This window comes from Bradyrhizobium sp. AZCC 1578 (assembly GCF_036924675.1).
GTDB lineage: Bacteria > Pseudomonadota > Alphaproteobacteria > Rhizobiales > Xanthobacteraceae > Bradyrhizobium.
Genome location: NZ_JAZHRZ010000001.1, coordinates 5155910 through 5178011 on the forward strand (window position 1 = coordinate 5155910; position 22102 = coordinate 5178011).

Below are 22102 nucleotides of genomic sequence, written 5' to 3' on the forward strand. Positions count from 1 at the left end.
AGAGGAAAGCCATGAATCAGATGTTGCAAGAGCCTGAAGTCCAATCCCAAGCAGCCGAAGCCCATCACGTTCCTGACGTGCCCGAGCGTCCGCCGGCGCCGGTGCATCCGCGTTTCGTCAAGCCGCAGCGCATCGCCTTCGTGCAGTCGTCGTGGCACCGCGACGTGGTCGAGGAATGCCGCATTGCCTTTCTTGAAGAGATCGAAGCGCGCCATATCACGCGCGCGCAGGTCGATCTGTTCGAGGTGCCGGGCTCGTTCGAAATACCGCTGCATGCGCAACTGCTCGCCAAGACGCGGCGCTACACCGCGATCGTGGCAGCAGGCCTCGTCGTCGACGGCGGCATCTATCGCCACGAATTCGTCGCCGACACCGTGATCAAGGCGCTGATGGACGTGCAGCTCAGGACCGAGGTGCCGGTATTCTCGGCGGTGCTGACGCCGCAGCAATTCCATGAAAGCGCCGTGCACCACGAATTCTTCCGCAAGCATTTCGTCATCAAGGGCATCGAGGTAGCCGAAGCCTGCGCCAACACGCTACACAGCCTGGAGCGGCTGCGCGGTCAGGTCGCGGCGGGGATTGGGGGGTAGCAAGTCCCCGTCATTGCGAGCGAAGCGAAGCAATCCATCTTGCCGCGAAAGAAGAATGGATTGCTTCGGTCGCTACGTTCCTCGCAATGACGAACGGAGCGCTTGATTGGAGGCCTCAATGATTGCAACTGAGCAAACATCTTCCGATTGGCTCGGCCTGTCAGGCCGCGTCTGCGTGGTGACGGGCGGGGGAGGTGGGATCGGCCGCGCCGTTGCTCTCAGTCTTGCCCAGGCCGGCGCCCGCGTGGCCGCGATCGATCTCGATGAACGTGGCCTTGAGATAACGCGCGCCGAGCTCGGCAAGCTCGGCGCCGATCATGTGATCGCGCGCTGCGATACGACGGATGTCGAGAGCGTCACCGCCGCGGCCGCGACGATCGAGAAATCGCTGGGGCCATGCAACGTGCTGGTCAACACCGCGGCGGTGCTGCGTCCGGGTGCGCTCGACGTCTTGACGCTTGCCGAATGGAACGCCGTTCTCTCCGTCAACCTGACCGGCTATTTTCTTTGCGCGCAGGTGTTCGGCCGGCAGATGCGCGCGCTTGGCCACGGCAGTCTGGTTCACGTCGCGTCGATCGCGGGCAGCAACGCGCAGGGGCAGAGCGGCGCCTACAGCGTCAGCAAGGCCGGCGTGATCATGCTGTCGCGGCAGCTCGCCAATGAATGGGGGCCGCACGGCATCCGCAGCAATGTCGTCAGTCCAGGCATGGTGATCACGCCGATGAGCCAGGCGTTCTACGATACGCCCGGCGTCACCGAGCGTCGCGCCGCAGTCGTGCCGTTGCGGCGGGTCGGCATGCCGCAGGACATGGCCGATGCGATCCTGTTTCTCGCCAGCGATCGCGCGTCCTACGTCAATGGCGAGGAGATCATGGTCGATGGCGGCTATGCCAATATGCTGATGAATTTGGTGCCGCGACCGGGATTTTGAGGAAAGGTTCGACTCCCTATCGTCGTCCCTGCGAAAGCAGGGACCCATAACCACAGGCGTGAGTTGTTAGGGGATTGCCGTCCCAGCGCAGCGCAAAACGATCATCGTGATTATGGGTCCCGGCTCAAGGCCGGGACGACGAAGAGTTTGCGATCAGTCGAACAGGCTCGATACCGATTCTTCCGAAGCGGTGCGGCTGATCGCCTCGGCGATCAGGGGCGCGATCGACAGCGTGCGGATGTTGGTAGCCTTGTTGACCGCCTCCGTCGGCAGAATCGAGTCGGTGATCACGAGCTCTTTCAGCCTCGAGGAGGCGATGCGCGCGGCGGCGCCGCCGGAGAGCACGCCGTGGCTGATATAGGCGTAGACTTCCTTGGCGCCGTTGGCGATCAGGGCGTCGGCCGCGTTCACCAGCGTGCCGCCGGAATCGACGATGTCGTCGATCAGAATGCAGGTGTAACCGGCGCAATCGCCGATCACGTTCATGACTTCGGATTCACCGGCGCGCTCGCGCCGCTTGTCGATGATGGCGAGCGGGGTGTTGATGCGCTTGGCCAGTCCGCGGGCGCGCACGACGCCACCGACGTCCGGCGACACCACCATGAGGTTGCTAAGATCAAAGCGCTCCTTGATGTCGCGCACCATAACCGGCGAGGCGAAGAGGTTGTCGGTCGGGATGTCGAAGAAGCCCTGGATCTGGCCGGCGTGCAGGTCGAGTGTCATGACCCGGTCGATGCCGGCCTGGGTGATCATGTTGGCGACCAGCTTGGCCGAGATCGGCGCGCGCGAGCCGACCTTGCGGTCCTGCCTAGCATAGCCGAAATACGGGATCACCGCCGTGATGCGGCGCGCGGACGACCGGCGCAGCGCATCGGTGATGATCAACAGTTCCATCAGATGGTCGTTGGCCGGATACGAGGTCGATTGGATGATGAACGCGTCGGAGCCGCGGACGTTTTCCTGAATTTCGACGAAGATTTCCATGTCCGCAAACCGGCGGACCGTCGCCTTCGTCAGCGGCAGGTGCAGCCAGTTCGCGATTTCCTGGGCCAGCGCGGGGTTGGAATTGCCGGCGACCAGTTTGATCGAGCCGTTCTTGGCCGCCATCAACGCTTCTCCTCGCGCCTTGCTGGATACGACGTTCAGCATATCGAGAAAGTCCTCGGGAACCGGCGCTTTTTACGAGCGAGGAGATATCAGGCGGGTGGCTCGGCTGGCAACCCATTGATGTCGTTTTCCCGGTCAAAAATCGGCCGATACCGGACTTTACAGGGCTGTTTATTGGGCGCTGAAGCTGAGCGCCCTGACGCCGGCCGCATCCTGGGCGCGTACCGTTTCTTCGGCACTCGCGACCGCGGGACCGCGGCGCTCCGGGGCCGGCGCAGGCGCTGCATCCGGGCTTCCGCTGACCATGCCGGACAGACCGCTGAGGCCGGCCTGCGCGATTTTCCGCAACACGAGATCATCGGCCGCCGCCCAGGCGTCGCGGCCAGCCTTGCCGGCGGGTTCTTCGCCGGAAAGCCGCAGCGCACGCTGCTGGTTGTTGTCATAGACGTCCCAGACCCAGGCGATCACGGTCTTGCCGCGAACCACCTGCGCCGACAGATAGCTGCGCACGCGGTAGGATGCTCCGCCTTCGCGCGAGACGATCGACAGGTTTCGGAGCTTCGATTCGCTGTCGAGCACGCTGACCATCCGGTCGAACACCTGCGGCGGCGGACCGTCGATCGATTCGAACGCCACGGTGGGACCGCCGCCCGCGCTCGGTGCCATCGCATACGAGCCGCTGGCCGCGCCGCCGCCGGCACAGCCACCGAGCGCGCAAGAAGCGACAAGCAGCGCCGCGGCCATCAAGGCGCGCGGAGTTTGCAGGCACGAAGCAATCAAGGTGTTCCTCATTGCCCCTGCGATATCGTTAAAATGTGTTAAGGTCTAGGGCAGCGCGTGGATAAGCTCGCCAAAAAGATTGCGTCCGGCTCGCCCCGTCTCTCCTTCTTGTTGCCAGAATTCGTCAACTCCGCAGGATCATCCATGCGAGCCTTTGTCCTCGATCGCGAATTTGCCTTCGCGCAATTGCCGGCGGCGCTCACCTACCTGGAAGCCGGCCGGGTGCGGGGAAAGGTGGTGCTGCGGGTGAAGTAGGAATTACTGGCTCGCCAGCGCGATCGCGTGCACGTGGCGGCCGTAGTCCGGCTCCTTCCGGTGCACCGAGCGGCGGTAGCTGTAGAAGCGCTCGTCGGAATAGGTGTCGACGCCGAGGTCGTCGATCATCAGGATGCCGGCGTTTTCCAGCCGCATGCGGATGAAGCCGGCGAGGTCGAACATCGAATGTCCTGATCGAACCGAGGGAATGAAGAACATTGCATTCTCCGCGTCGGCATCCAGGAAACGTTCGACGAATTCGCTGCCGACCTCGTAGGAGTGCTGGCGGATCAACGGGCCGATGGCGGCAACGATACGGGTGCGGTCGGCGCCGAGTTTTTCCATTGCGTCGATGGTGGATTCCAGAACACCGGTCAGCGCGCCCTTCCAGCCGGCGTGTGCAGCGCCGATCACGCGGGCGGCCGGATCGGCGAACAGGATCGGCCCGCAATCCGCGGCAGTGACGCTGATGGCGATGCCTTCGGTGCGGGTGACGAGCGCGTCGGCGCGCGGCTTGTCGCCCTGCCATGGTCCGGTCGCGACCACGGCGTCGGGCGAGTGGATCTGGTGCACGCTGAGCAAGTGCTCGGGCATAACACCCATCTGCTCGGCCATCCGGCGGCGATTTTCCGCCACATTGGCCGGATCGTCATTGGAGCCGAGGCCGCCATTGAGTCCTTCGTAAATTCCACCTGATACTCCGCCCTCGCGGGTGAAGAACGCGTGGCGCAGCCCGGGAATGGCTGCGAGCAGCGACGATCCGAACGTCATGCTTTTTCGTCTCCTGCCGGCGGTTCGTCGCTGAGGCCTGCGACCGAGGTGAGATTTGGTTCGGTCACCGCAAGCACCTTGAACATCGATCCCATGCCGCCGCGGCCGCTGTCGGTCAGACGCTTGAGCGCGGCGGAAATATCGGCGGAAACTTCCGCCGTGGCTTTTCCCATCAGCGTGACCGCCCGGGTCTCGATGCCGAGCCGCTTGAGGAATTCGCCCTGCGTCACCGGGCCGTGAACGCGCGCGCCGACGTCTTCCGCGGCGCGCGCCAGCGCCTGGAAATCGACATGGGCGGTGACGTCGGTCTGGCCGGGATTTTTCAGGGGATCGGCAAAACTGTGCCGGGCGATAGCCTGGAAAGTGTCGCCGGCGTCGCTGCGCAGATGGCCGTAATCGATGATCAGCGCCGCGCCGTCCTGGTCGCGCACCCGCGCCGCGATCTTCATCATCTCGGTATCCGGCCGCCATTCGAACACGGCGCCGATCGGGGCCGCGCGCACCAGCCACGGCAGCAACACCTCGAAGCGCGGGATCGGGTCATCCGCGGCGGCGAACACCAGCTTGCCGTTGGCATCGAGCTCGACGACGCGCTCGTGCCAGCCGGTTTCGCGCTTGACCACCTGATGGATCGGCAGCACGTCGAAATATTCGTTGGCGAGGATGACCGCGGGGCCCTCGGGCACGTCGTCGATATTGTCATGCCAGGTGATGTTGCGCGCGCCGGATAGCGTTGCCTGCTGCTTCTCGCGCAGCACCGGATTGATCTCGACGAGATGGATCTGGATCGATTGATAGAGCGGCGGCAGCACGCGAACCGCGCGGAGCGCGTCCGCCATCATGGTGCCGCGGCCGGGGCCGAGCTCGACCAGCCGCAGCGTCGGCGGCGAGCCGATCGCCTTCCAGACCGACGCCGTCCATAGCCCGAGCAGTTCGCCGAACATCTGGCTGACCTCGGGCGCGGTGGTGAAATCGCCCTCGCGGCCCAATGGATCGCGCGACACGTAGTAGCCGTGCTCCGGATGCATCAGGCACAGCTCCATGTACCGCCAGACCGGCATCGGGCCTGACGATCTGATCAGCTTGTGGATCTCCGACTGTAGCGGCGAAAATTCGGTCACGGCCTGCCTTAAGTCGACTTCTCTATATGCTGCGGCGTCTCGCGGCGCCATGCCATCATGATCAGGATGGCTCCGGCAATGATCATCGGTACCGACAGCAGCATACCCATGGTCAGCCCGAGCTGGGGATCCCACAAAAATCCGAGCTGGGGATCGGGCTCGCGGAAGAATTCGCTGGTAATGCGCGCAAGACCATAGATCGCAATGAAGCTGCCGAGGATCAGGCCCGGCCGTTTCAACGCGCCCATCCGGATCATCGCCGCCAGGATGACGAACAGCAGGATGCCCTCCAATCCGGCTTCATAGAGCTGGCTCGGATGCCGCGGCAGCGGCCCGCCGTCGGGGAACACCATGGCCCAGGGCACGCTGGAATCCGCCGGCCGTCCCCACAATTCGCCCTTGATGAAATTGGCAAGGCGCCCGAGGAATATTCCGATCGGGGCGACGGCGGTCGTGATGTCGCCAAGCGACAGGATGGAGATATTGTTCGTGCGCGCAAACAGCATCACCGCGGCGACGCAGCCGAGAAAGCCGCCATGGAAGGACATGCCACCTTCCCAGAGTTTGAAAATGGCGATGGGGTTCTGGATGAAGATGGCCGGGTTGTAGAACAGCACGTAGCCGGTGCGGCCGCCGACGATGATGCCGATCGTAACCCAGAGAATGAAGTCGTCGAGCTGCACGGGTGCGATCGGCGCCGGCCCGCCCCATAATTTCTCTTTCCTGATCAGCGCGCGCGCATAGATCCATCCGAGCACGATGCCGCAGATATAGGCCAGCGCATACCATCGGATCGCGAACGGTCCGATCGAGATGGCGACGGGATCGATTGCCGGGAAGGTTATGGTGAGAAAGGGCATCGGGCGGGAGGTCTATTGCGCGAGGTTGCGGCGATAGAGCGCCAGCAGACGCTCCCAGTGCCGCTCGGCAGCATCGCGGTGATAGACCGGCCGCTTCGGGAAAGCGAAGCCGTGATGAGTCCCGGGATAGATCTCGACCTCGTTGTTCGTGCCTTCCATTGCCTGCTTCACTTTGTCGATGATCTCCTGCGGCGCGTAGATGTCGGTCTCGGCGCAGGCGAAATAGAGTTCGGCCTTGGTCTTCGATGCCGCCAGATGCGGGCTGTCGGGCTGGTCGGTCGCAAGATGGGTGCCGTAGATCGAAGCCGCCGCCTTCACCCGATCCGGAAAATGCGTTGCCGCATTGACCGCGTAGCGGCCGCTCATGCAGTAGCCGACGGTGCCGACGATCTTCGTATTTGCGGCAGGTTGCGTCTCTGCGTAGGCGAGCAGAGCCTTGGTGTCCTCCATCACCATCGCGATGTTGATGGAGTTCATGAAGCCGGACATCCGCTTGCGCTCGGGCGCTTCCGGATCAGGCGGTATCGGCCCCAGCTCCATGACGCCGGAGCGGTAATACAGGTTGGGCAGCATCACGTAATAGCCCGACGTGCCGAGCCGCCGCGCCATGTCGCGCAGTTCCTCGCGGATCGCCGGTGCGTCCATGTAGAAGATGATGACCGGGAAGGGGCCGCCGCGCTCAGGATGGGTGATGAAGGTCGTGGTCTTGCCGTCCTTGGTTGCAATATCGATCTGCTGGTCGATCATGGGCGTTGCTTTTGCGTTGTGATTCTGGTGTCTGGCTGGCTGTTCGATACGATTGCAAGGAAACTGCAGCATGACAAGGCAAACGGCCGTCACGTTGGCGTTGAACCGCGCTCTTGAACGTTTCCCTTGGGATTGCCATTGTCTTGTCGTGACGATCAATTTGCAGCGACCGGAGCGTTTCAGATGACCCAGACCAGCAATCGGTTTTTCGACGAGATCGGCCGTTTGATGAATGACGCCGCCGGCGCCGCCCAGGGGGTCAAGCGCGAGGTCGATACGGTCATGCGCAACCAAGCCGAGCGCATCCTGCGCGATCTTGATGTCGTCAAGCGCGAGGAGTTCGACGTGGTCAAGGACATGGCCCGCCTGGCGCGCGAGGAGAACGAGGCGCTGAAGAGCCGGATTGCTGTTCTGGAAGCCAAGCTCGGCATTGCGCCGGCCACGCCGGATGCCGGCAGCATGGCGGACGGGTAGGGTTGTTACCCTCCCCCCTCCGGGCCCCTCCAGGGGAGGGTGCCAGCCGCAGAAAAATCCCTTCATTTCCTTGTCATTTCGCCCCTTTGGGGCTAAAAGCCCGCCACGTCCGCAGCCCCCGCACCCCTGGAGGCTTGCTGTGGGACGCCAACGGGCCGCAATGCGGCCTTTAACTTTTTAGAAAACAAGGACTTAACACGATGGCGACCGTCAAGGAATTGAAGGCGACCGCGCGTCCGCAGAGCGGCAAGGGGGCCGCCCGGGCAGAGCGTCGCGCCGGGAGAGTGCCCGGAGTGATCTACGGCAACAACCAGCCCCCCGTGACCATCTCGGTCGACGACAAGGAACTGCGCCAGCGCATCCTGGCCGGCCGCTTCCTGACCACGCTGTTCGACATAGACCTCGAAGGTAAGAAGCACCGTGTGATTCCGCGCGACTTCCACCTCGATCCGGTGAAGGACTTCCCGCTCCATGTCGACTTCCTGCGTCTCGGCGAAGGCGCAACCATCCGCGTCAGCGTGCCCCTGCATGTCGTGAACGGCGAAACTTCGCCCGGCGTCAAGCGCGGCGGCACCATCAACGTCGTCACCCACACCATCGAGCTCGAATGCTCGGTCGACAACATCCCGCAGTATATCGAGGCCGATGCCGGCGCGCTGGAAATCAGCTACTCGCTGCATCTGTCCGACATCAAGCTCCCGACGGGCGTGAAGTCGCTGTCGCGCGAAGACGCAACGCTCGTGACCATCGTGCCGCCGTCCGGTTACGCCGAAGAGCAGAAGGCTGCAGCGGCTGCCGCGGCGGCAGGCACGGCTGCTCCGGCGGCGGGTGCCGCTCCGGCTGCTGCTGCCGCGCCTGCGGCGGGAGCTGCCGCTCCGGCGGCTGGCGCGAAGGCGCCGGCTGGTGGCGACAAGAAGAAGTAAGCAGCGGCAGGATGCCGCGTCATGCGCCTGTTTGTTGGCCTAGGTAACCCCGGTTCGAAATACGCGAACAACCGGCACAACATCGGGTTCATGGCCGTCGATGAAATTGCGCGGCGTCACGGTTTCGCACCGTGGCGCCGCCGCTTTCAGGGCGAGACATCCGAAGGCACGCTGGATCGCGAGAAGGTCGTTCTGCTTCGGCCGACCACCTACATGAACGAGTCCGGGCGCGCGGTTCAGGAAGCCGCGAACTTTTTCAAGCTCGGCGCCTCCGACATCACCGTGTTTCAGGACGAACTCGAACTGCCGCCGGCGAAAGTCCGCGTCAAGGTCGGCGGCGGTATCGCCGGCCACAACGGGCTGCGCTCGATCTCCTCGCATATCGGCAACGAATATCGCCGGGTGCGGCTAGGGATCGGCCATCCCGGCATCAAGGAGCTGGTGCACGGCCACGTGCTCTCGGATTTCGCCAAGAGCGACCGCGCCTGGGTGGAAGCCCTGTGCGCGGCGGTGGCCGAGAATGCCGGCTTGCTGGCGGCAGGGCACGACTCCTCGTTCCAGAACAAGGTGCATCTGGCGCTGCAAGCCAAGGGAATTTTCGACAAGGGTGATGATGGCGCGGCGTGACGCGTCGTCGACCGTCAGCAACGAACTTCAGGACAAGTTATGGGATTCAAATGCGGTATCGTTGGCCTGCCCAATGTCGGCAAGTCGACGCTGTTCAACGCGCTGACCGAGACGGCAGCGGCGCAGGCGGCGAATTATCCGTTCTGCACCATCGAGCCGAATGTCGGCGAAGTCGCCGTGCCTGATCCCAGGCTCGACAAGCTGTCGGCGATCGCAGGCTCGGCGCAAATCATCCCGACGCGGCTGACCTTCGTCGATATCGCAGGGCTCGTGCGCGGCGCCTCGAAGGGCGAGGGCCTCGGCAACCAGTTCCTCGCCACCATCCGCGAGGTCGACGCGGTCGCGCATGTGGTGCGGTGTTTTGAGGATTCCGACATCACCCATGTCGAAGGCAAGATCGCGCCGTTGGCCGACATCGAGACCATCGAGACCGAACTGATGCTCGCCGACCTCGACAGCCTGGAGAAGCGGGTCGACAATCTGACGAAAAAGGCCAAGGGCAACGACAAGGACGCCAAGGAAGCGCTCGACCTCGTTAACCGCGCCCTGGTGCTGCTGCGCGAGGGCAAACCGGCTCGGGCACTGGAGCGCAAGCCGGAGGAAGAGCGCGCCTTCGGCATGCTCGGCCTCTTGACGTCGAAGCCGGTGCTCTATGTCTGCAACGTCGAGGAAGGTTCGGCCAAGGAAGGCAACAGCTTCTCAAAACAGGTGTTCGAGCACGCCAAGAAGGAAGGCGCGGTCGCCGTAGTGATTTCGGCCAAGATCGAATCCGAGATCGCGACCCTGTCACGCGAGGAGCGCGCCGATTTCCTCGAGACGCTCGGCCTGGAAGAGGCCGGCCTCGACCGCCTGATCCGCGCCGGCTACCAGTTGCTCGATCTCATCACCTATTTCACCGTCGGTCCGAAGGAAGCCCGCGCCTGGACCATCCACCGCGGCACCAAGGCGCCGGCGGCGGCCGGCGTGATCCATACCGATTTCGAAAAGGGCTTTATCCGGGCCGAGACCATCGCCTATGCCGATTACGTCGCGCTGAACGGCGAAGCCGGTGCCCGCGACGCCGGCAAGCTCAGGCTGGAAGGCAAGGAATATGTCGTCGCCGACGGCGACGTGATGCATTTCAGGTTTAATACGTGAGAGGTGGGCGTGCCCCGGACGCAGCGCAGCGCCATAAGCGCGTTACGCGCGTCTTCGACACGCTATGGCGGTGCGCTGCTGAGCCGGGGCCTATGCCGGCGTGGGTCCCGGCTCTGCGGAGCAGCGTTACACGCTGCACCGCGTCCGGGACACGAACTTACCGCATCCCGCCCTGGTCGCGGATCGCGCCGAGATGCTCGTTGATGCGGAAGACGATCAGGATGAATTCCGCGGCGATGCGCGAAAACACCACGCCGACCACGACGCCGGCGATCGAGGACAACAGCAGGATGAATCCGCCGAACGGGCTGACCGCCATCGCGGCGAGTGCCGAAAAAATTCCGGATAGGCCGAACAGCACGATCAAGCCGATGACCAGCCAGTAGAAAGTCTTGATAATCGTGGGCGTTATGAACCTATCCCACTGGAAGAGGTCTTGAAAATCGAACATAGATGGTTCTCCGGCGAGTCATAAGCCTGATTCCAGACGGCACACCGCTAGCCCCGAAAATTGCTTCGGGCAAGTCAGGGGCGAGCGCCGCGGACGGTACTCGCCGCCGGCGAACGAGCCATGCGGGTGGGCGGGTTGAGATTGCCGTAAATAACGGCCACAATCGGGCTTCCCCACCACAATCCTCAATCCAAATCCTCAATCGATGACAACGCTGACCTTCGAAGACTTCACGCCCGGCCATTTCGGCACGTTCGGACCGCGCCACGTCACGCGCGAGGAGATTTTGGCGTTCGCCGCCGAATTCGACCCGCAGCCGATGCATCTGGACGAGGTCGCCGCCAACGCGTCGATGCTCAAGGGGCTGTCCGGTTCGGGCTGGCATCTCGGCTCTCTCGTGATGCGGATGCTGTTCGACGGGTTTATCGGCCGCACTGCCTCGCTCGGCTCGCCCGGTGTCAACGAAATGCGCTGGCTGTCGCCGCTGCGCCCGGGCGATGACCTGACGCTGGATGTCAGCGTCGCGGAGGCCAGGATTTCGAAAAGCCGACCCGAGACCGGTATCGTGACCCTCAACAGTACGATCCGCAACGCGGCCGGGGTCGTACTGTGCGAGATGGAGTCCCCGATGATCGTGCGCCGGCGCCTTGAAGCAGGAGCGGAGTAGCGATGCGTTTCTTCGAGGACATCGAGATCGGCGCGCGGCGCGAGTTTGGCTCGTTCACCTTCACGGCCGACGACATCAAGCGGTTTGCCGCGCAGTTCGATCCGCAGCGCTTTCACCTCGATGAGGAAGAGGGGCGCAAATCCTTGTTCGGGGGGCTGGCCGCATCGGGCTGGCACGTTGCGGCGGTGTGCATGAAGCTCTTGGTCGCCGACGGCAAGCGATTGACGGCCGAAGCCGCCGCACGCGGTGAGAAGGTCGCGATATGGGGGCCGTCGCCGGGATTTCGCGAACTGCGCTGGGTCAGGCCAGTGTTGGCGGGCGATACTGTCAGCTTTTCCAACCAGGTTGAAACCAAGCGGACCTCGGAGAAGCGTCCCGAATGGGGCATCCTGCAGGCCCGCAATACCGGCACCAACCAGCGCGACGAAGTCGTGTTCTCGTTCCTCGCCACCGCGTTCGTGCCGCGACGGAGTAGGGACTAATCGTAGCCCGTTGGCTCCATCCGGCTACGCGCGCCCGTCCGGCGAAACATGGTTAGCCGATTGTTTCGTTAGTGCTTCGTAATCCACGACTCCACGAAACCGTTTTTTTGCTAACGCATTTTGAACTTTCTGCCTGCCAAATGCGTCTCAGGGGAAGTACCGAGGGGATGAAAATGGCAGATCGCAACGGCCTGAAATTCGTCGGCTTTGTCTTCGCAACCGTCACGATGGCGGTGATGCTCACCGCCACGATGGTGGTGAAATCCTATGCCGACGGCGTTTACACGATCGAGGACACCGCGTTCGTCCGCCAGTAGTTGCGGATTGGGCAAGCATAGACGCCGAATCTCAAAAAAGATTCAGCGGCTCCAGATCAACGTCATTGCCACGACCGCAAGCGTCAGCAGTCCGACGAAGCGGATCACGAGCGTGCCCATGCTATGCGACGATTGCCGCAACGGCATGGAATCCATGTTGTCTGGCTGAACGTTTTGCATCGCCGGTGTGTCCCCAAAAAGGTGCCTGCCGCCAAGTGACGACATCCGTCCTTGGACGCGACCGTGCTTATAAAGTTCAGATCGAACACAGCCAAACAAAACCGCCGCGCTCCGGTACGGAACGCGGCGGAGTGTCAGATTTTTGCAACGATCAGATTAGGCGTTGCGCAGGCCGTCGGCGGCGCGCTTCCACTGCGTGACGTTGTCGGCAATCATGCGCGTCGACTTCATCGCCGCCTGGCTGAGCTGCGCATAGCCGGAGATCTCGCGCTGGACGCGCTGGCCTTCGGCATGGAGCAGGTCGCGGAGGCTTTCGAGTTCGGAAATCAGCTTCTCGATTTCCGCCAGCGAAGTGCCGGCGACGCGCTGGATCAGCGAGTTGACGTTGTTGACGGTCGCTTCGGCATTGGCGTCGATCGGCATGGTGTCCGGGCCCACCGCGGGTCGGCGCAGATAGGCGATATCGTTGCGAACGAAATCGCGGATGCCGGCCTCGACTTCGGATACGGCGGCGAGATCGCCGTCGACTTCCGGGTTCGGATCAGCTTGTTCGGAACGAATAGTGGCGTTCATCGGCTATTCCTCTGTTTCGCTTTCAGGCGAGCGCGGACGTCCCCCGCACGACGAAGTGGAGCGGGTCCCATCTGTCCCGCCGATTTTGTCCGCATCTTGGCCAATCTGCGGCAATGATGGTTCATTCTCTGGGGTGATGCCCTTGAGGCCGGAAAGCGCGTCAAACTGGGACGATTTCGGCCCTCACCAGCTACGCCTGAAGCCCGCGCTGAGGCTCTTGTTGGCGGCACCCGAGGGCGTTTCGCCGATGGAGCCGGAGATGGTGACGCCGTCGAACAGCTTCTGCTCGGCGCCGACCTTGCGCAGCCACTTGTCGTCGGATGTCGATAGCGTCTGGCCGGCGATCAGGCTGGTGCCGGTGTCGGCAATGCTGAGCTTTGCCGATTGGTCGGTCTCGTAGCTGCTGGCCGGATGGCCGACGATGCCGGGCACCGGCACGATGCCTTGCTGGATCAGGTTGTAGTCGTTCTTCAGGGTCAGCGAATATTGCTCGCTGATCGGCAGCGATTTGCGCAAGGAAGTGCCGAGCTTGCTCTGCTCGGATCCGGGATCGACCCGGGCCTCGACCGCGGTCGTGTCCCAAATCGAGCCAACGCCTGGGGCGGTAATCGCAGCCCACGCGGTGCCGGACGATTGCGGCAGGCTGCCGCCATTGGCAAGTTTTTCCGAGAGCAGTTCGGACGTCGTCACCGTGCCTTGCCGCGCGACCGTCATGTCGGCGCCGATCCGCGCATCCCAGAACGGCGAGATGGATTGCTTGACCGATACCGCGGAGGTGCCGTTCGGTCTTTCATTGGCGGACCATGAGGCATCCGCGCTGGCAGCGCCTTTCGACGAATTGCTTCCCTTCGGCGTCTGAAAGCTCAGGGTCGATGCATCGACGTTGAGCTGGCTCCAGTCGAGCTTTTCGACGTCGATGTCCTTCATGATGTCGGCATCGTTGACGCTGGGAGCGGCCTCGGCTTCTTCAGCCTGCTGCATCTCCGCCTCGTCGGTCGGCGGCGTTTGTGCCGCCACAGCCAATATCGAAGCCAAACTTACGCCGGCCACCAGCATTGGCAGCCGCGCCCAGCCAAATCGCATTTTCGGAATCATTGCCCGCCCGCATTCCAAGTCGCGCCAACAATGCGTTTGTTTTAGTGCGAAATTATGACCGCGCTTCGTCATTGCGAGCGAAGCGAAGCAATCCATAGCGCCGCAAGCCGAGGCATGGATTGCTTCGTCGCTTGCGCTCCTCGCAAGGACGGCATCTGTGAGTTACACCGCCATCCGCGGCAGGTGAATCGGGTAGCCCACGGTCTGCTCGACCAGATCGAAGGTGTCGACCAGCACGCGCAAGCTGGTCAGGCGGCCGGCCCTGAACTGGGCGAAATGGGCGATGCGCAGGCTGATCGGCTTGTTCGAATCCAGCGCGGTCAGCGAATAGCGCATCATCGAGGCGGCCGTATCCACTCCCAGCATGATCGATTCGCGGTCGAAGCGGTGGACGCGGAAATTGTCCGCAATCTGCCTGATCACCTCCATCACGGCTGGTTTGCCGCGGCGCTGGCCGAAGAACGGAAACATATCGATCGGTCCATAGATCGCCCAGTCGACCTCCTCGTCGAGCAGGGTTTCGAGATCGGCGGGCTGGCGTTCATTGATCGCACGATGCAACGCGCGCGAAAAACGCCAGAGACTATGCTCTGTCATTTTGATTTGGTCCTAAAAACTGGATTTCAAAACGGCAATCGCGCCCAACCGGGCGTCTTCATCGACGCCGGGGCCGAAATGCCGGACTTTCACTGTTGCAGCCAGAAATAGAGCAGTTTCGCCAGAACACAATTGCCGTTTTTGCAATGCACAAATGCGACTGTTTTGGCCGCATTATCGGTCGTGGCGGCGCACCGGCTCGCGCTGAATAATGACGAAGGCGCTAAATCAGCTCCGGCTTTCTACCGGTCAGGATCGCGGCGACGTCGCGTTCGAGCAGTTGCTGGACCAGATCGAAGGTGTCGATGATTTCCCTGATCTGGCTGATCTTGCCGTCGCGCAGTGTGTAGAAGCCGGCGATGTCGAACTGCACCATGCGCTGGTTGATGCTCTTGCGGAAGAACACGCGGATGAACGCGGCCGCCTTGTCGCCCTCGACCACCAGGATGGGCACCTCGCAGCGCAGTTCGGAATAGCGGGCGCGGACGGCGTTCCACATCTCGCGCATTTCGGCCTTGCCGCGGCGATGGCCCATATGCGGCAGGATGTCGATCGGGGCGTTCGCGAGCGACTCGATGTCGTCTGTGCAGCGCGCCAGCGCGCCTTCGACGTCACCGGAATACAGGACCTTGAGGAAATCCAGTACGCGCTGACGATGAGATTCCTCGGTCATTCGTCCACCCCGTCTGGGTTCGATCGGCTCTGCGGCCCAGTCCAAGGGAAGGGCGGAGGGATCAATCAGCAAAGCAACCTACAGTATGTGACGTGGTGGTTTCCAAAAGGTTCACTGCCGCGATGCGACGACGCAGCGAAGACGCGCGGCGCCTGTCATCGGGCCGCGCTGCGTGCGGACCCGTTGGCGCTCCTCACCATTGAGGGCTTATGACACGATAAGATTAGCGCCAGGCCAGGATACTGCTGCAGCTTCTGTCCTGCCGGCTAAGCGGCGTCTTTGGTTGCGATCATCGTCCGGATGTCGTCGGCCAGTTCGCGGTAATGCAAGCCGAGGCGCAGGTATAGCTCGCGCTTCGCCCCATCCGACGTCAACTTGCCGATCAAATCGCATTCGGCAGCGAGAGTCTCGAACCGCTCCAATTTGGCTTCAAGGTCGGTCATGACGCGTCTCCCCTAACGCCCACCAAGGGGATCAGCTTACGCCTTCATTTTACGTCACGGCTAACATCGTTATCGGATAGAACTAATTTTACAGCCTCGGCGATTGCGCGGACGCTTCGGCAATCGTTGCCCGGCAATTTGCCTCGGGAAACGTCATCATTCCCAAGGGGAGGCAAAGCCTCCTGGCCGGTTATCCGGATGAGTGGGCGTCGGAGAATGCCCAGCTCACGACCGATCGGTGGACGCTTTGAGTGCACCCGCGGACGGAGACGTTGGGCCACGCTTTCTGGTGGCGCGAGCAGACATTGGCCACCGGAAGAAACGCCGATGTGCTATCATGCAGGCGCCAACGTCGCACATGAGACGCGGTGCTCAGATGATCACAATCCCGGAACTGGTGGCGCAAGCCTTGGGGTCGTTTCTGGCGTCGGATACCAGGAGCAGGTTTGGCTCCTCCCAGGCCCGGCTGGCTGAATTTCTCCCTTATGCAGCCAGGCTCACATTGGAATGCATCGGAAACAGCGACGCCCTGTATCACAACATCGAACACACCATGCTCGTGACCCTGGCCGGCCACGACATCCTGATGGGTCGGGGGATGCTGCGGCCGACGACGCCAGACGACTACGCCAATTTCATCGTGGCGTGCCTCACCCACGACATCGGATTCGTTCGTGGAATTGTCCAGGGAGATGACGGAGATTCCTATGTCGCGGATCTCAGCGGCCGTACCGTTCGCCTGGCGCGAGGTTCATCCGATGCCGCGCTGGGAGCCTACCATGTGGACCGCTCGAAGCTGTTCGTCTTCGAGCGGCTCGACACCGCCGACGAGGTCGATGCGAGCCGGATCGCCAGGGCAATCGAGTATACGCGATTTCCCTATGTTGATTCATCGTCGAACGACGAGCTGATCGAAGAAGAGGGCCTGTTGCTGCGCGCGGCCGACCTCATCGGGCAGCTCGGCGATCCCAACTACCTGAAAAAAGCCAATGCCCTGTTCTACGAATTTGAAGAAGTCGGCATGAACAAGACGCTCGGCTACCAGACGCCGGCAGACGTCGTTTACAAATATCCGCAGTTCTATTGGAACAACGTCGCGCCGCAAATCCAGACGGCGATACGCTATCTCAATGTCACATCGAGTGGACGGCAATGGATAGCAAACCTGCACAGCAACGTTTTCCGGGCCGAGCGCGAAATGAACCTGTCCGGCCCGCAGCCGTGATCTTGGCCTGCTCGCTCCGCGTGGATCGAGCGCCGTCCGCCAGCGTTAGCCGTGATAGCTCGGCGATTTGCGCGCTAACCCATCGAACGCGTCGAGCAGCCGCTCGCGCCAGGCATGGACCGGATCGTCCTCCATCAGCAGCTTGAACGGGCTGACCACGCGCGCCCACTGGAACGCGCCGAACACGATATAGTCCGCATAGTTCGCTGCCGTGCCGCCGAGGTACGGCTGCGTCCGCAATGTCAGCCGCAGCGGATCGAGGCTTTTGCGAAAACCTTCGACCGCCTTGTCGCGGTCGGCCATGATGTCTTCCAGCTTCTTGCCAAAGCGCGCCTCGCGCGACGCGCGGAAAAAGGCGGCATCCTCCGGCTTCAGGTTGAGCGGGACGTCGGCGATGATGAGCGGAAATATACCGCCGATCACGCCATCGCCCCACCAGTTCAGCATCCGTCCCATGGCGCGGCCGCCCTCGCCACCGAACAGCGACGGCCGGTCCGGATACTTGTCTTCGAGATAGTTGGCGATGGTCCAGGAATCGACGACCGCGCTGTCGCCGTCGAGCAGCACCGGCACCTTCTCCGAGCCATGCGGCGCGATCGCGCTTTTCTCGGTGAAGCGCCAGGGAATCGTCTCCGCCGACAGCCCCTTATGCGCTAGCGCCATCCGCGTCCGCCAGCAGAATGGGCTGAACGGACGGGATGGATCGGTACCGACGAGTTCGTAGAGTTTGAGAGGCATGCGATATTGTGCGCGAAGTCAGCGTTTGAAACAACAACCGTCATTGCAATGACGACGGAGTGCGGTCTGCCCGTTCCCGTCATGCCCCGCCACCGGGTCGGCCGAACGGCCGCCCGATGACAGGCTCCGGCGGGGCATCCAGTACGCCGAGACGCTAGTGGAGTCACGGCCGCCCGTGGTTACTGGATCATCCGCCTTCGCCTTCGCGGATGATGACAGCGGGGTGCGGTGAGAACAACGGAACCCTACCGCACCACAGCCGCGGTCTGCCCGAACAGGATTCGGCGCTCCTCCTCGGTGCGGCTGACGGGCTGGCCAAAGTTCGGATTGACCTCTTTCGCCTTGGCATAGGCGCGCTCGGTCGCGGGGCGGGCGCGGATGGTCTCCAGCCAGCGCTTCAGATGCGGGAAGTCGTCAATGTTTTGGCTCTGGTTCTTGTAAGGCACGATCCAGGGATAGCTCGCCATGTCGGCGATCGAATAGTCGCCCGCGATGAACTCGCGATCGGTCAGACGCTTGTTGAGCACGCCGTAGAGCCGGTTGGTCTCGTTCACGTAGCGGTCGATCGCGTATTTGATCTTGTCCTGGGCGTAGTTGGAGAAGTGATGGTTCTGCCCGGCCATCGGCCCGAGATTGCCCATCTGCCAGAACGTCCACTGGATCGCGTCATAGCGGCCGTAGAGATCGGACGGCAGAAACTTTCCGGTCTTCTCGGCGAGATACAGCAGCATCGCGCCGGACTCGAAGATCGAAATCGGTTTTCCTCCGCCCTTGGGTTCATGATCGACCATCGCGGGGATGCGGTTATTCGGCGCGATCGCCAGAAACTCCGGCTTGAACTGGTCGCCTTTGCCGATGTTGACCGGAAATATTTTGTACTTCAGCCCGGTCTCTTCGAGGAACATCGTGATCTTGTGGCCGTTCGGCGTGGTCCAGTAGTGAAGGTCGATCATGGGGCGATCCTGCTGGTTGAAATCCGTGCATCGCAAGAAAGATGCGGATGCATGAAATTGATCGGACCGATGTCCCAAGTCAATGCGGGCTAAGGGCGTCGCGCGGAAATGTGATGACGGCCGGCGACGCGGGATTAGCGTTGCGGCACGTCGATGCGGCCGTGCTCGCGCAGCAGCTTTTCGCCTGATGCGGTGACGGTCACCATCAGTCCGGTTCCGGCGATGGTTTCGCGAGTGACGTAGCCGCGATCGGACGCGTCTTCCCAGATCGTCAGGCGCGGACAGGAGGTCCGCCAGGTCGCGACCACTTCTGCGTAATTCCGCGGCTCGCGGGCGACCCATTCGACGAAGTCGAGCACCAGTGGATCTGCAGCATCCGACATCAGCCCTCTCCCTTCAGAAGGAAGCAACCGAGCCGTGAACCAGCAACAGCCAGCTTCCATAGAGAATGTAATAGCCGGCCACCGTCGTGATCAGCCGGTTGGCCCAGGTACGAAACTGCGCGTCGCTCATCGCCTCAAGAATCCGCCGCGCCAGTGTGGTGCCGAGCATCGAGGCCACGATCGCAACCGCGGCCAGCACGGGATCGAGCGTCGCGGCCTGGTCGATGATGCCGCCGAAATAGATCAGTTTGGTGAGATGGCTGACGACCTGGCAGGTTGCCTTGGTGGCGACCACCTCGCGGCGGCCGAAATTGCCGCCGAGAAAGAACGTGTCCATCAGCGGGCCGGAGACGCCGGTCATCAGCATCAGGCCCATGCAGATGAAGCCGTAGAACGAGCCCTGCCAGATGCTGTCCGGGTTCGGCTTGAGGTTCTTCGGCATCAGCCGCGCCATGAACGGCGTGGCCCCGAGCAACAGCAAGGCAATGGGCTTGTCCGGCACGTAGCGGGTCAGCGACCAGACGCCGAGCGCCAGCGCGCAGCCGATCAGATAGACGAACACCGGCCGCCAGCGGATATGCGCCCGCCATAGAAATGCGCGCCAGCCATTCGACGCCATCTGCGTGATCGCGTGCAGCACCATGGCGGTGGGCAGCGGCATCAGCATCAACAGCACGCCGATCAGGATCATCCCGCCGGCCATGCCGAACAGGCCGGACAGGAAGGCGGTGGCCACCATCAGCACACCCAGGGCTGCGATCATCAGGGCCGTCATCGGCAATCTCCACAATGATATTTCTGCCGTGCTTGTCGCAGCTACGCAAACCGAGTTATCTTGCCCTGGCATCAGTTTTCCTGAGGGTCATGTGCGGCGGCTGCTCTTTCTCAACGGCATCAAGGCGTTCGAAGCGGCAGCGCGCACCGGCAGCTTCGCCGCCGCCGGGACCGAGCTCAACGTTTCCGCCGCCGCCGTCAGCCGGATGGTGCATCTGTTGGAAGAGCGGCTGGGCGTGGCGCTGTTCGAGCGCAGGGCCAACCGACTCGTGACCACCGCCGCCGGCCGCGCCTATCAGAACGGGCTGACGCCGATCTTCGACGCGCTGGCGAGCCTGACCGCGCAGGTGACGGCGCCCGCAAGCGTGCGCGTGCTGACCATCGGCGTCGGGCCGACCTTTGCGATGAAATGGCTGATCCCGCGGCTGGCGGATTTCCGCAAGGAAGAACCCGAAATCGACGTCCGTATCACCACCGGCGGCGCTGCGGTGCCGTTCGGCGAGGACTGGAGCTGCGGCATCAAGCTCGGCGACGGCGAATGGCCCGGCCTGATCGCCGAGCCGTTGTTTGCGGCCGATCTGCTCCCGGTCTGCGCGCCGCGCCTTGCGGGCGCGCTCAAACGTCCCGGCGACCTGAAGGGGCCGACGCTGCTGCGGGTGGCGCATTCGCCCGACGACTGGCCGTCATGGCTCGAGGCCGCCGGCACCGCTCGCATCAGCGCCCGCGGACCGGAGTTCGAGTTTTACGGCCAGGCGCTGCAGGCCGCCGTCGACGGCCTCGGCATCGCCATGGGCATCCGCCCCTATATCGACGATGACCTTGCGGCCGGCCGGCTGGTCGCGCCGTTTGCGTTAAGTGTGCCGAAAGGCATGCGCTGGTATCTGGTGTATCGCGGCTTCAGCACCGGGCAGCGCGATTTCGCCGCGTTCCGGCGCTGGATCGTTCGCGCGGCAGCGGAGCCCGCCACGCGCCGCAGGGGCCACAGACATGCCGGATGAGAAGATCGAAACGCTGGTGATTGGCGGCGGCCAGGCCGGCCTCGTGATGAGCCACCGCCTCAAGCAGCGCGGACTGTCGCATCTGGTGCTCGAGCGCCACCGGATCGCCGAACGCTGGCGCAGCGAACGCTGGGACGGATTGATATTCCAGTTTCCGAACTGGTCGGTGCGGCTGCCGGACTTTCCGTTTCCGCACAGCGATCCCGATGGGTTCTCGGATACGGCCACCATCATCAAATTTATCGAGGCCTATGCGGATTTCGTCGCGCCGCCGATCCGCTGCGGCGTCGCGGTGACGCGGCTGTCGCAGCGCGACGGCGGGCGCTTTATCGCCGAGACCACGGATGGCACGATCGAAGCTGACAATGTCGTCGTCGCCACCGGACCCTATCAGCGCAGCGTCATCCCGGACCTGTTGCGCGATCATCCGGTGTTTCAGGTGCGTGCCGCCGACTACAGGAATCCCGAACAGCTTCCGCCGGGCGCGGTGCTGGTGGCCGGCGCCGGTGCGTCCGGCGCGCAGATCGCCGAGGAATTGTTGCAGGCCGGGCGGCGCGTCTATCTCTCGGTCGGACGGCATCGCCGCCTGCCGCGCCGCTATCGCAGCCGCGATCTGATCTGGTGGCTCGCCGAAATGCAGTTCGACCAGATCACCCCGGAGGAGCGCGGGCAAGCGCGCCTCGGCCCGGTGATTTCGGGCGCCTATGGCGGACGCAGCATCGATTTCCGCGACTTCGCTGCCCGCGGCATGATCTTGCTCGGACGTCTCGACGCCGCCGATGGCGGCGTGCTCGACATCGCACCTGGCCTCGATAAAAGCCTTGGCGACGGCGACATCGCCTTCACCACCTTCCTCGACACCGTCGATGAATATGTGAAACGGCGCCGCCTGGAGCTGCCGGAAGAACCCGGTGCCCGCGCGACGCTTCCCGACCCGCCTTGTGTCACCGCGCCGCTCACGCGCCTCGACCTCGCTGCGGAGGGCATCTCTTCGATCGTCTGGGCCACCGGCTACGGCGTCGATTTCGGCTGGATCGATATCCCGGTGCTCGACGCCCGCGGCGAAGCGGTTCACCGCAATGGCATCTCAGCCGTATCCGGCCTGTACTTCCTCGGCCTGCAATGGCTGTCGAAGATGAACTCCTCGTTCCTGTCAGGCGTCGGCGACGATGCCGTGGTGCTCGCGGATCATATTTTGGCGCGGCGCTAGGCCAATCTCTTGTCCCGGAC

Annotated in this window: 30 protein-coding genes; 13 read left to right on the forward strand and 17 right to left on the reverse strand. The window is 63.0% G+C overall.

All coding sequences use genetic code 11. The features are described 5' to 3' along the window. Nucleotides 1-11 precede the first annotated feature (11 nt). Nucleotides 12-590 carry a 6,7-dimethyl-8-ribityllumazine synthase gene (locus tag V1290_RS24730; RefSeq protein WP_247511783.1) on the forward strand — a complete coding sequence of 193 codons (579 nt, stop codon included), beginning with the start codon at nt 12-14 and terminating at the stop codon, nt 588-590. Between the two features lie 118 nt (nt 591-708). Beyond that, nucleotides 709-1521 carry an SDR family NAD(P)-dependent oxidoreductase gene (locus tag V1290_RS24735; RefSeq protein ID WP_334366787.1) on the forward strand — a complete coding sequence of 271 codons (813 nt, stop codon included), beginning with the start codon at nt 709-711 and terminating at the stop codon, nt 1519-1521. A 153-nt stretch (nt 1522-1674) separates the two neighbouring features. Here V1290_RS24735 and V1290_RS24740 read toward each other — a convergent pair whose 3' ends face one another. Continuing rightward, on the reverse strand, nt 1675-2628 hold the full coding sequence (locus V1290_RS24740; RefSeq protein ID WP_334366788.1) for a ribose-phosphate pyrophosphokinase: 954 nt from the start codon (nt 2626-2628) through the stop codon (nt 1675-1677). 171 nt (nt 2629-2799) lie between these two features. Continuing rightward, a complete protein-coding gene (locus V1290_RS24745; protein ID WP_442895074.1) occupies nt 2800-3372 on the reverse strand; it encodes a hypothetical protein in 573 nt (190 codons plus the stop codon). A 180-nt stretch (nt 3373-3552) separates the two neighbouring features. Here V1290_RS24745 and V1290_RS24750 point away from each other — a divergent pair, with 180 nt between their 5' ends. Further along, nucleotides 3553-3663, forward strand: coding sequence for a zinc-binding dehydrogenase (locus tag V1290_RS24750; RefSeq protein WP_334366790.1), 111 nt, complete (start codon nt 3553-3555; stop codon nt 3661-3663). Nucleotides 3664-3666: 3 nt separating this feature from the next. Here V1290_RS24750 and pgeF read toward each other — a convergent pair whose 3' ends face one another. From pgeF to V1290_RS24770, 4 genes are read right to left on the reverse strand one after another with little or no spacing between them, the layout of a single operon-like run. After that, nucleotides 3667-4434 (reverse strand): peptidoglycan editing factor PgeF, encoded by a 768-nt coding sequence (gene pgeF / locus V1290_RS24755; RefSeq protein WP_334366791.1) that lies wholly within the window; start codon nt 4432-4434, stop codon nt 3667-3669. Continuing rightward, on the reverse strand, nt 4431-5555 hold the full coding sequence (locus tag V1290_RS24760; protein WP_334366792.1) for a class I SAM-dependent methyltransferase: 1125 nt from the start codon (nt 5553-5555) through the stop codon (nt 4431-4433). The genes pgeF and V1290_RS24760 overlap by 4 nt, the downstream gene beginning before the upstream one ends. Nucleotides 5556-5563: 8 nt before the next feature. Beyond that, complete coding sequence (lgt, locus tag V1290_RS24765; RefSeq protein WP_334366793.1) at nt 5564-6415, reverse strand: prolipoprotein diacylglyceryl transferase; 852 nt, start codon at nt 6413-6415, stop codon at nt 5564-5566. 12 nt (nt 6416-6427) lie between these two features. Further along, the gene (locus V1290_RS24770; RefSeq protein WP_334366794.1) at nt 6428-7162 is read right to left on the reverse strand and encodes a dienelactone hydrolase family protein; all 735 of its coding nucleotides are present in this window, start codon (nt 7160-7162) and stop codon (nt 6428-6430) included. A gap of 183 nt (nt 7163-7345) precedes the next feature. Between V1290_RS24770 and V1290_RS24775 the strand changes: the two genes are divergently transcribed. The 4 genes from V1290_RS24775 to ychF all read left to right on the forward strand — a co-directional run bounded on the left by V1290_RS24775 (nt 7346) and on the right by ychF (nt 10323). After that, complete coding sequence (locus tag V1290_RS24775) at nt 7346-7636, forward strand: accessory factor UbiK family protein (RefSeq protein ID WP_065743541.1); 291 nt, start codon at nt 7346-7348, stop codon at nt 7634-7636. Nucleotides 7637-7836: 200 nt separating this feature from the next. Next, the gene (locus tag V1290_RS24780) at nt 7837-8559 is read left to right on the forward strand and encodes a 50S ribosomal protein L25/general stress protein Ctc (RefSeq protein WP_334366795.1); all 723 of its coding nucleotides are present in this window, start codon (nt 7837-7839) and stop codon (nt 8557-8559) included. A 21-nt stretch (nt 8560-8580) separates the two neighbouring features. After that, nucleotides 8581-9186: an aminoacyl-tRNA hydrolase gene (gene pth / locus V1290_RS24785; RefSeq protein WP_334366796.1), complete on the forward strand. Its 606-nt coding sequence runs from the start codon at nt 8581-8583 to the stop codon at nt 9184-9186. 39 nt (nt 9187-9225) lie between these two features. After that, a complete protein-coding gene (gene ychF / locus V1290_RS24790) occupies nt 9226-10323 on the forward strand; it encodes a redox-regulated ATPase YchF (protein ID WP_334366797.1) in 1098 nt (365 codons plus the stop codon). 157 nt (nt 10324-10480) lie between these two features. On the opposite strand, the gene V1290_RS24795 is transcribed toward ychF, so the two are convergent. After that, nucleotides 10481-10774, reverse strand: coding sequence for a DUF4282 domain-containing protein (locus V1290_RS24795; RefSeq protein WP_028350758.1), 294 nt, complete (start codon nt 10772-10774; stop codon nt 10481-10483). A 205-nt stretch (nt 10775-10979) separates the two neighbouring features. On the opposite strand from V1290_RS24795, the gene V1290_RS24800 reads away from it, so the two are divergent. From V1290_RS24800 to V1290_RS24810, 3 genes are all read left to right on the forward strand, one after another. Further along, nucleotides 10980-11441, forward strand: a complete 462-nt coding sequence (locus V1290_RS24800) for a MaoC family dehydratase (protein ID WP_334366798.1) — start codon at nt 10980-10982, stop codon at nt 11439-11441. Nucleotides 11442-11443: 2 nt separating this feature from the next. Then, the gene (locus V1290_RS24805) at nt 11444-11923 is read left to right on the forward strand and encodes a MaoC family dehydratase (protein WP_334366799.1); all 480 of its coding nucleotides are present in this window, start codon (nt 11444-11446) and stop codon (nt 11921-11923) included. A gap of 173 nt (nt 11924-12096) precedes the next feature. Then, nucleotides 12097-12240: a hypothetical protein gene (locus tag V1290_RS24810; protein ID WP_028350761.1), complete on the forward strand. Its 144-nt coding sequence runs from the start codon at nt 12097-12099 to the stop codon at nt 12238-12240. A 42-nt stretch (nt 12241-12282) separates the two neighbouring features. On the opposite strand, the gene V1290_RS24815 is transcribed toward V1290_RS24810, so the two are convergent. The 6 genes from V1290_RS24815 to V1290_RS24840 form a co-directional block, all read right to left on the reverse strand. Beyond that, on the reverse strand, nt 12283-12420 hold the full coding sequence (locus V1290_RS24815) for a hypothetical protein (protein ID WP_156908851.1): 138 nt from the start codon (nt 12418-12420) through the stop codon (nt 12283-12285). Between the two features lie 156 nt (nt 12421-12576). Further along, a complete protein-coding gene (locus tag V1290_RS24820) occupies nt 12577-12993 on the reverse strand; it encodes a hypothetical protein (RefSeq protein WP_334366800.1) in 417 nt (138 codons plus the stop codon). Between the two features lie 183 nt (nt 12994-13176). Beyond that, nucleotides 13177-14076 (reverse strand): hypothetical protein, encoded by a 900-nt coding sequence (locus V1290_RS24825; RefSeq protein WP_334366801.1) that lies wholly within the window; start codon nt 14074-14076, stop codon nt 13177-13179. Between the two features lie 174 nt (nt 14077-14250). After that, nucleotides 14251-14685 (reverse strand): nuclear transport factor 2 family protein, encoded by a 435-nt coding sequence (locus tag V1290_RS24830; RefSeq protein WP_334366802.1) that lies wholly within the window; start codon nt 14683-14685, stop codon nt 14251-14253. A 223-nt stretch (nt 14686-14908) separates the two neighbouring features. After that, nucleotides 14909-15358 carry a nuclear transport factor 2 family protein gene (locus tag V1290_RS24835; RefSeq protein ID WP_334366803.1) on the reverse strand — a complete coding sequence of 150 codons (450 nt, stop codon included), beginning with the start codon at nt 15356-15358 and terminating at the stop codon, nt 14909-14911. A 266-nt stretch (nt 15359-15624) separates the two neighbouring features. Beyond that, nucleotides 15625-15801 carry a hypothetical protein gene (locus tag V1290_RS24840; RefSeq protein ID WP_334366804.1) on the reverse strand — a complete coding sequence of 59 codons (177 nt, stop codon included), beginning with the start codon at nt 15799-15801 and terminating at the stop codon, nt 15625-15627. A gap of 376 nt (nt 15802-16177) precedes the next feature. Here V1290_RS24840 and V1290_RS24845 point away from each other — a divergent pair, with 376 nt between their 5' ends. Beyond that, on the forward strand, nt 16178-17026 hold the full coding sequence (locus tag V1290_RS24845; protein WP_334369167.1) for a metal-dependent phosphohydrolase: 849 nt from the start codon (nt 16178-16180) through the stop codon (nt 17024-17026). Between the two features lie 45 nt (nt 17027-17071). Here V1290_RS24845 and V1290_RS24850 read toward each other — a convergent pair whose 3' ends face one another. The 4 genes from V1290_RS24850 to V1290_RS24865 all read right to left on the reverse strand — a co-directional run bounded on the left by V1290_RS24850 (nt 17072) and on the right by V1290_RS24865 (nt 19875). Next, nucleotides 17072-17764: a glutathione S-transferase family protein gene (locus V1290_RS24850; protein ID WP_334366805.1), complete on the reverse strand. Its 693-nt coding sequence runs from the start codon at nt 17762-17764 to the stop codon at nt 17072-17074. Nucleotides 17765-18009: 245 nt separating this feature from the next. After that, nucleotides 18010-18717, reverse strand: coding sequence for a glutathione binding-like protein (locus V1290_RS24855; RefSeq protein ID WP_334366806.1), 708 nt, complete (start codon nt 18715-18717; stop codon nt 18010-18012). Between the two features lie 134 nt (nt 18718-18851). After that, nucleotides 18852-19100: a hypothetical protein gene (locus tag V1290_RS24860; RefSeq protein ID WP_334366807.1), complete on the reverse strand. Its 249-nt coding sequence runs from the start codon at nt 19098-19100 to the stop codon at nt 18852-18854. A gap of 13 nt (nt 19101-19113) precedes the next feature. Next, nucleotides 19114-19875: a sulfite exporter TauE/SafE family protein gene (locus tag V1290_RS24865; protein WP_334366808.1), complete on the reverse strand. Its 762-nt coding sequence runs from the start codon at nt 19873-19875 to the stop codon at nt 19114-19116. 91 nt (nt 19876-19966) lie between these two features. Here V1290_RS24865 and V1290_RS24870 point away from each other — a divergent pair, with 91 nt between their 5' ends. Together V1290_RS24870 and V1290_RS24875 are read left to right on the forward strand one after the other, a co-directional pair. Beyond that, nucleotides 19967-20872, forward strand: a complete 906-nt coding sequence (locus tag V1290_RS24870; protein ID WP_334366810.1) for a LysR substrate-binding domain-containing protein — start codon at nt 19967-19969, stop codon at nt 20870-20872. Further along, a complete protein-coding gene (locus V1290_RS24875) occupies nt 20862-22082 on the forward strand; it encodes an NAD(P)-binding domain-containing protein (RefSeq protein ID WP_028350776.1) in 1221 nt (406 codons plus the stop codon). Before V1290_RS24870 ends, V1290_RS24875 begins: the two co-directional genes overlap by 11 nt. Nucleotides 22083-22102: the final 20 nt, after the last annotated feature.

What these genes read in the sequence shown, in the direction of transcription:
- V1290_RS24730 (WP_247511783.1), top strand. Translation starts at nt 12, where the DNA reads ATGAATCAGATGTTGCAAGAGCCTGAAGTCCAATCCCAAGCAGCCGAA.
- V1290_RS24735 (WP_334366787.1), top strand. Translation starts at nt 709, where the DNA reads ATGATTGCAACTGAGCAAACATCTTCCGATTGGCTCGGCCTGTCAGGC.
- V1290_RS24740 (WP_334366788.1), bottom strand. Translation starts at nt 2,628, where the DNA reads ATGGCGGCCAAGAACGGCTCGATCAAACTGGTCGCCGGCAATTCCAAC.
- V1290_RS24745 (WP_442895074.1), bottom strand. Translation starts at nt 3,372, where the DNA reads ATGGCCGCGGCGCTGCTTGTCGCTTCTTGCGCGCTCGGTGGCTGTGCC.
- V1290_RS24750 (WP_334366790.1), top strand. Translation starts at nt 3,553, where the DNA reads ATGCGAGCCTTTGTCCTCGATCGCGAATTTGCCTTCGCGCAATTGCCG.
- pgeF (WP_334366791.1), bottom strand. Translation starts at nt 4,434, where the DNA reads ATGACGTTCGGATCGTCGCTGCTCGCAGCCATTCCCGGGCTGCGCCAC.
- lgt (WP_334366793.1), bottom strand. Translation starts at nt 6,415, where the DNA reads ATGCCCTTTCTCACCATAACCTTCCCGGCAATCGATCCCGTCGCCATC.
- V1290_RS24770 (WP_334366794.1), bottom strand. Translation starts at nt 7,162, where the DNA reads ATGATCGACCAGCAGATCGATATTGCAACCAAGGACGGCAAGACCACG.
- V1290_RS24775 (WP_065743541.1), top strand. Translation starts at nt 7,346, where the DNA reads ATGACCCAGACCAGCAATCGGTTTTTCGACGAGATCGGCCGTTTGATG.
- V1290_RS24780 (WP_334366795.1), top strand. Translation starts at nt 7,837, where the DNA reads ATGGCGACCGTCAAGGAATTGAAGGCGACCGCGCGTCCGCAGAGCGGC.
- pth (WP_334366796.1), top strand. Translation starts at nt 8,581, where the DNA reads ATGCGCCTGTTTGTTGGCCTAGGTAACCCCGGTTCGAAATACGCGAAC.
- ychF (WP_334366797.1), top strand. Translation starts at nt 9,226, where the DNA reads ATGGGATTCAAATGCGGTATCGTTGGCCTGCCCAATGTCGGCAAGTCG.
- V1290_RS24795 (WP_028350758.1), bottom strand. Translation starts at nt 10,774, where the DNA reads ATGTTCGATTTTCAAGACCTCTTCCAGTGGGATAGGTTCATAACGCCC.
- V1290_RS24800 (WP_334366798.1), top strand. Translation starts at nt 10,980, where the DNA reads ATGACAACGCTGACCTTCGAAGACTTCACGCCCGGCCATTTCGGCACG.
- V1290_RS24805 (WP_334366799.1), top strand. Translation starts at nt 11,444, where the DNA reads ATGCGTTTCTTCGAGGACATCGAGATCGGCGCGCGGCGCGAGTTTGGC.
- V1290_RS24810 (WP_028350761.1), top strand. Translation starts at nt 12,097, where the DNA reads ATGGCAGATCGCAACGGCCTGAAATTCGTCGGCTTTGTCTTCGCAACC.
- V1290_RS24815 (WP_156908851.1), bottom strand. Translation starts at nt 12,420, where the DNA reads ATGCAAAACGTTCAGCCAGACAACATGGATTCCATGCCGTTGCGGCAA.
- V1290_RS24820 (WP_334366800.1), bottom strand. Translation starts at nt 12,993, where the DNA reads ATGAACGCCACTATTCGTTCCGAACAAGCTGATCCGAACCCGGAAGTC.
- V1290_RS24825 (WP_334366801.1), bottom strand. Translation starts at nt 14,076, where the DNA reads ATGCGATTTGGCTGGGCGCGGCTGCCAATGCTGGTGGCCGGCGTAAGT.
- V1290_RS24830 (WP_334366802.1), bottom strand. Translation starts at nt 14,685, where the DNA reads ATGACAGAGCATAGTCTCTGGCGTTTTTCGCGCGCGTTGCATCGTGCG.
- V1290_RS24835 (WP_334366803.1), bottom strand. Translation starts at nt 15,358, where the DNA reads ATGACCGAGGAATCTCATCGTCAGCGCGTACTGGATTTCCTCAAGGTC.
- V1290_RS24840 (WP_334366804.1), bottom strand. Translation starts at nt 15,801, where the DNA reads ATGACCGACCTTGAAGCCAAATTGGAGCGGTTCGAGACTCTCGCTGCC.
- V1290_RS24845 (WP_334369167.1), top strand. Translation starts at nt 16,178, where the DNA reads ATGATCACAATCCCGGAACTGGTGGCGCAAGCCTTGGGGTCGTTTCTG.
- V1290_RS24850 (WP_334366805.1), bottom strand. Translation starts at nt 17,764, where the DNA reads ATGCCTCTCAAACTCTACGAACTCGTCGGTACCGATCCATCCCGTCCG.
- V1290_RS24855 (WP_334366806.1), bottom strand. Translation starts at nt 18,717, where the DNA reads ATGATCGACCTTCACTACTGGACCACGCCGAACGGCCACAAGATCACG.
- V1290_RS24860 (WP_334366807.1), bottom strand. Translation starts at nt 19,100, where the DNA reads ATGTCGGATGCTGCAGATCCACTGGTGCTCGACTTCGTCGAATGGGTC.
- V1290_RS24865 (WP_334366808.1), bottom strand. Translation starts at nt 19,875, where the DNA reads ATGACGGCCCTGATGATCGCAGCCCTGGGTGTGCTGATGGTGGCCACC.
- V1290_RS24875 (WP_028350776.1), top strand. Translation starts at nt 20,862, where the DNA reads ATGCCGGATGAGAAGATCGAAACGCTGGTGATTGGCGGCGGCCAGGCC.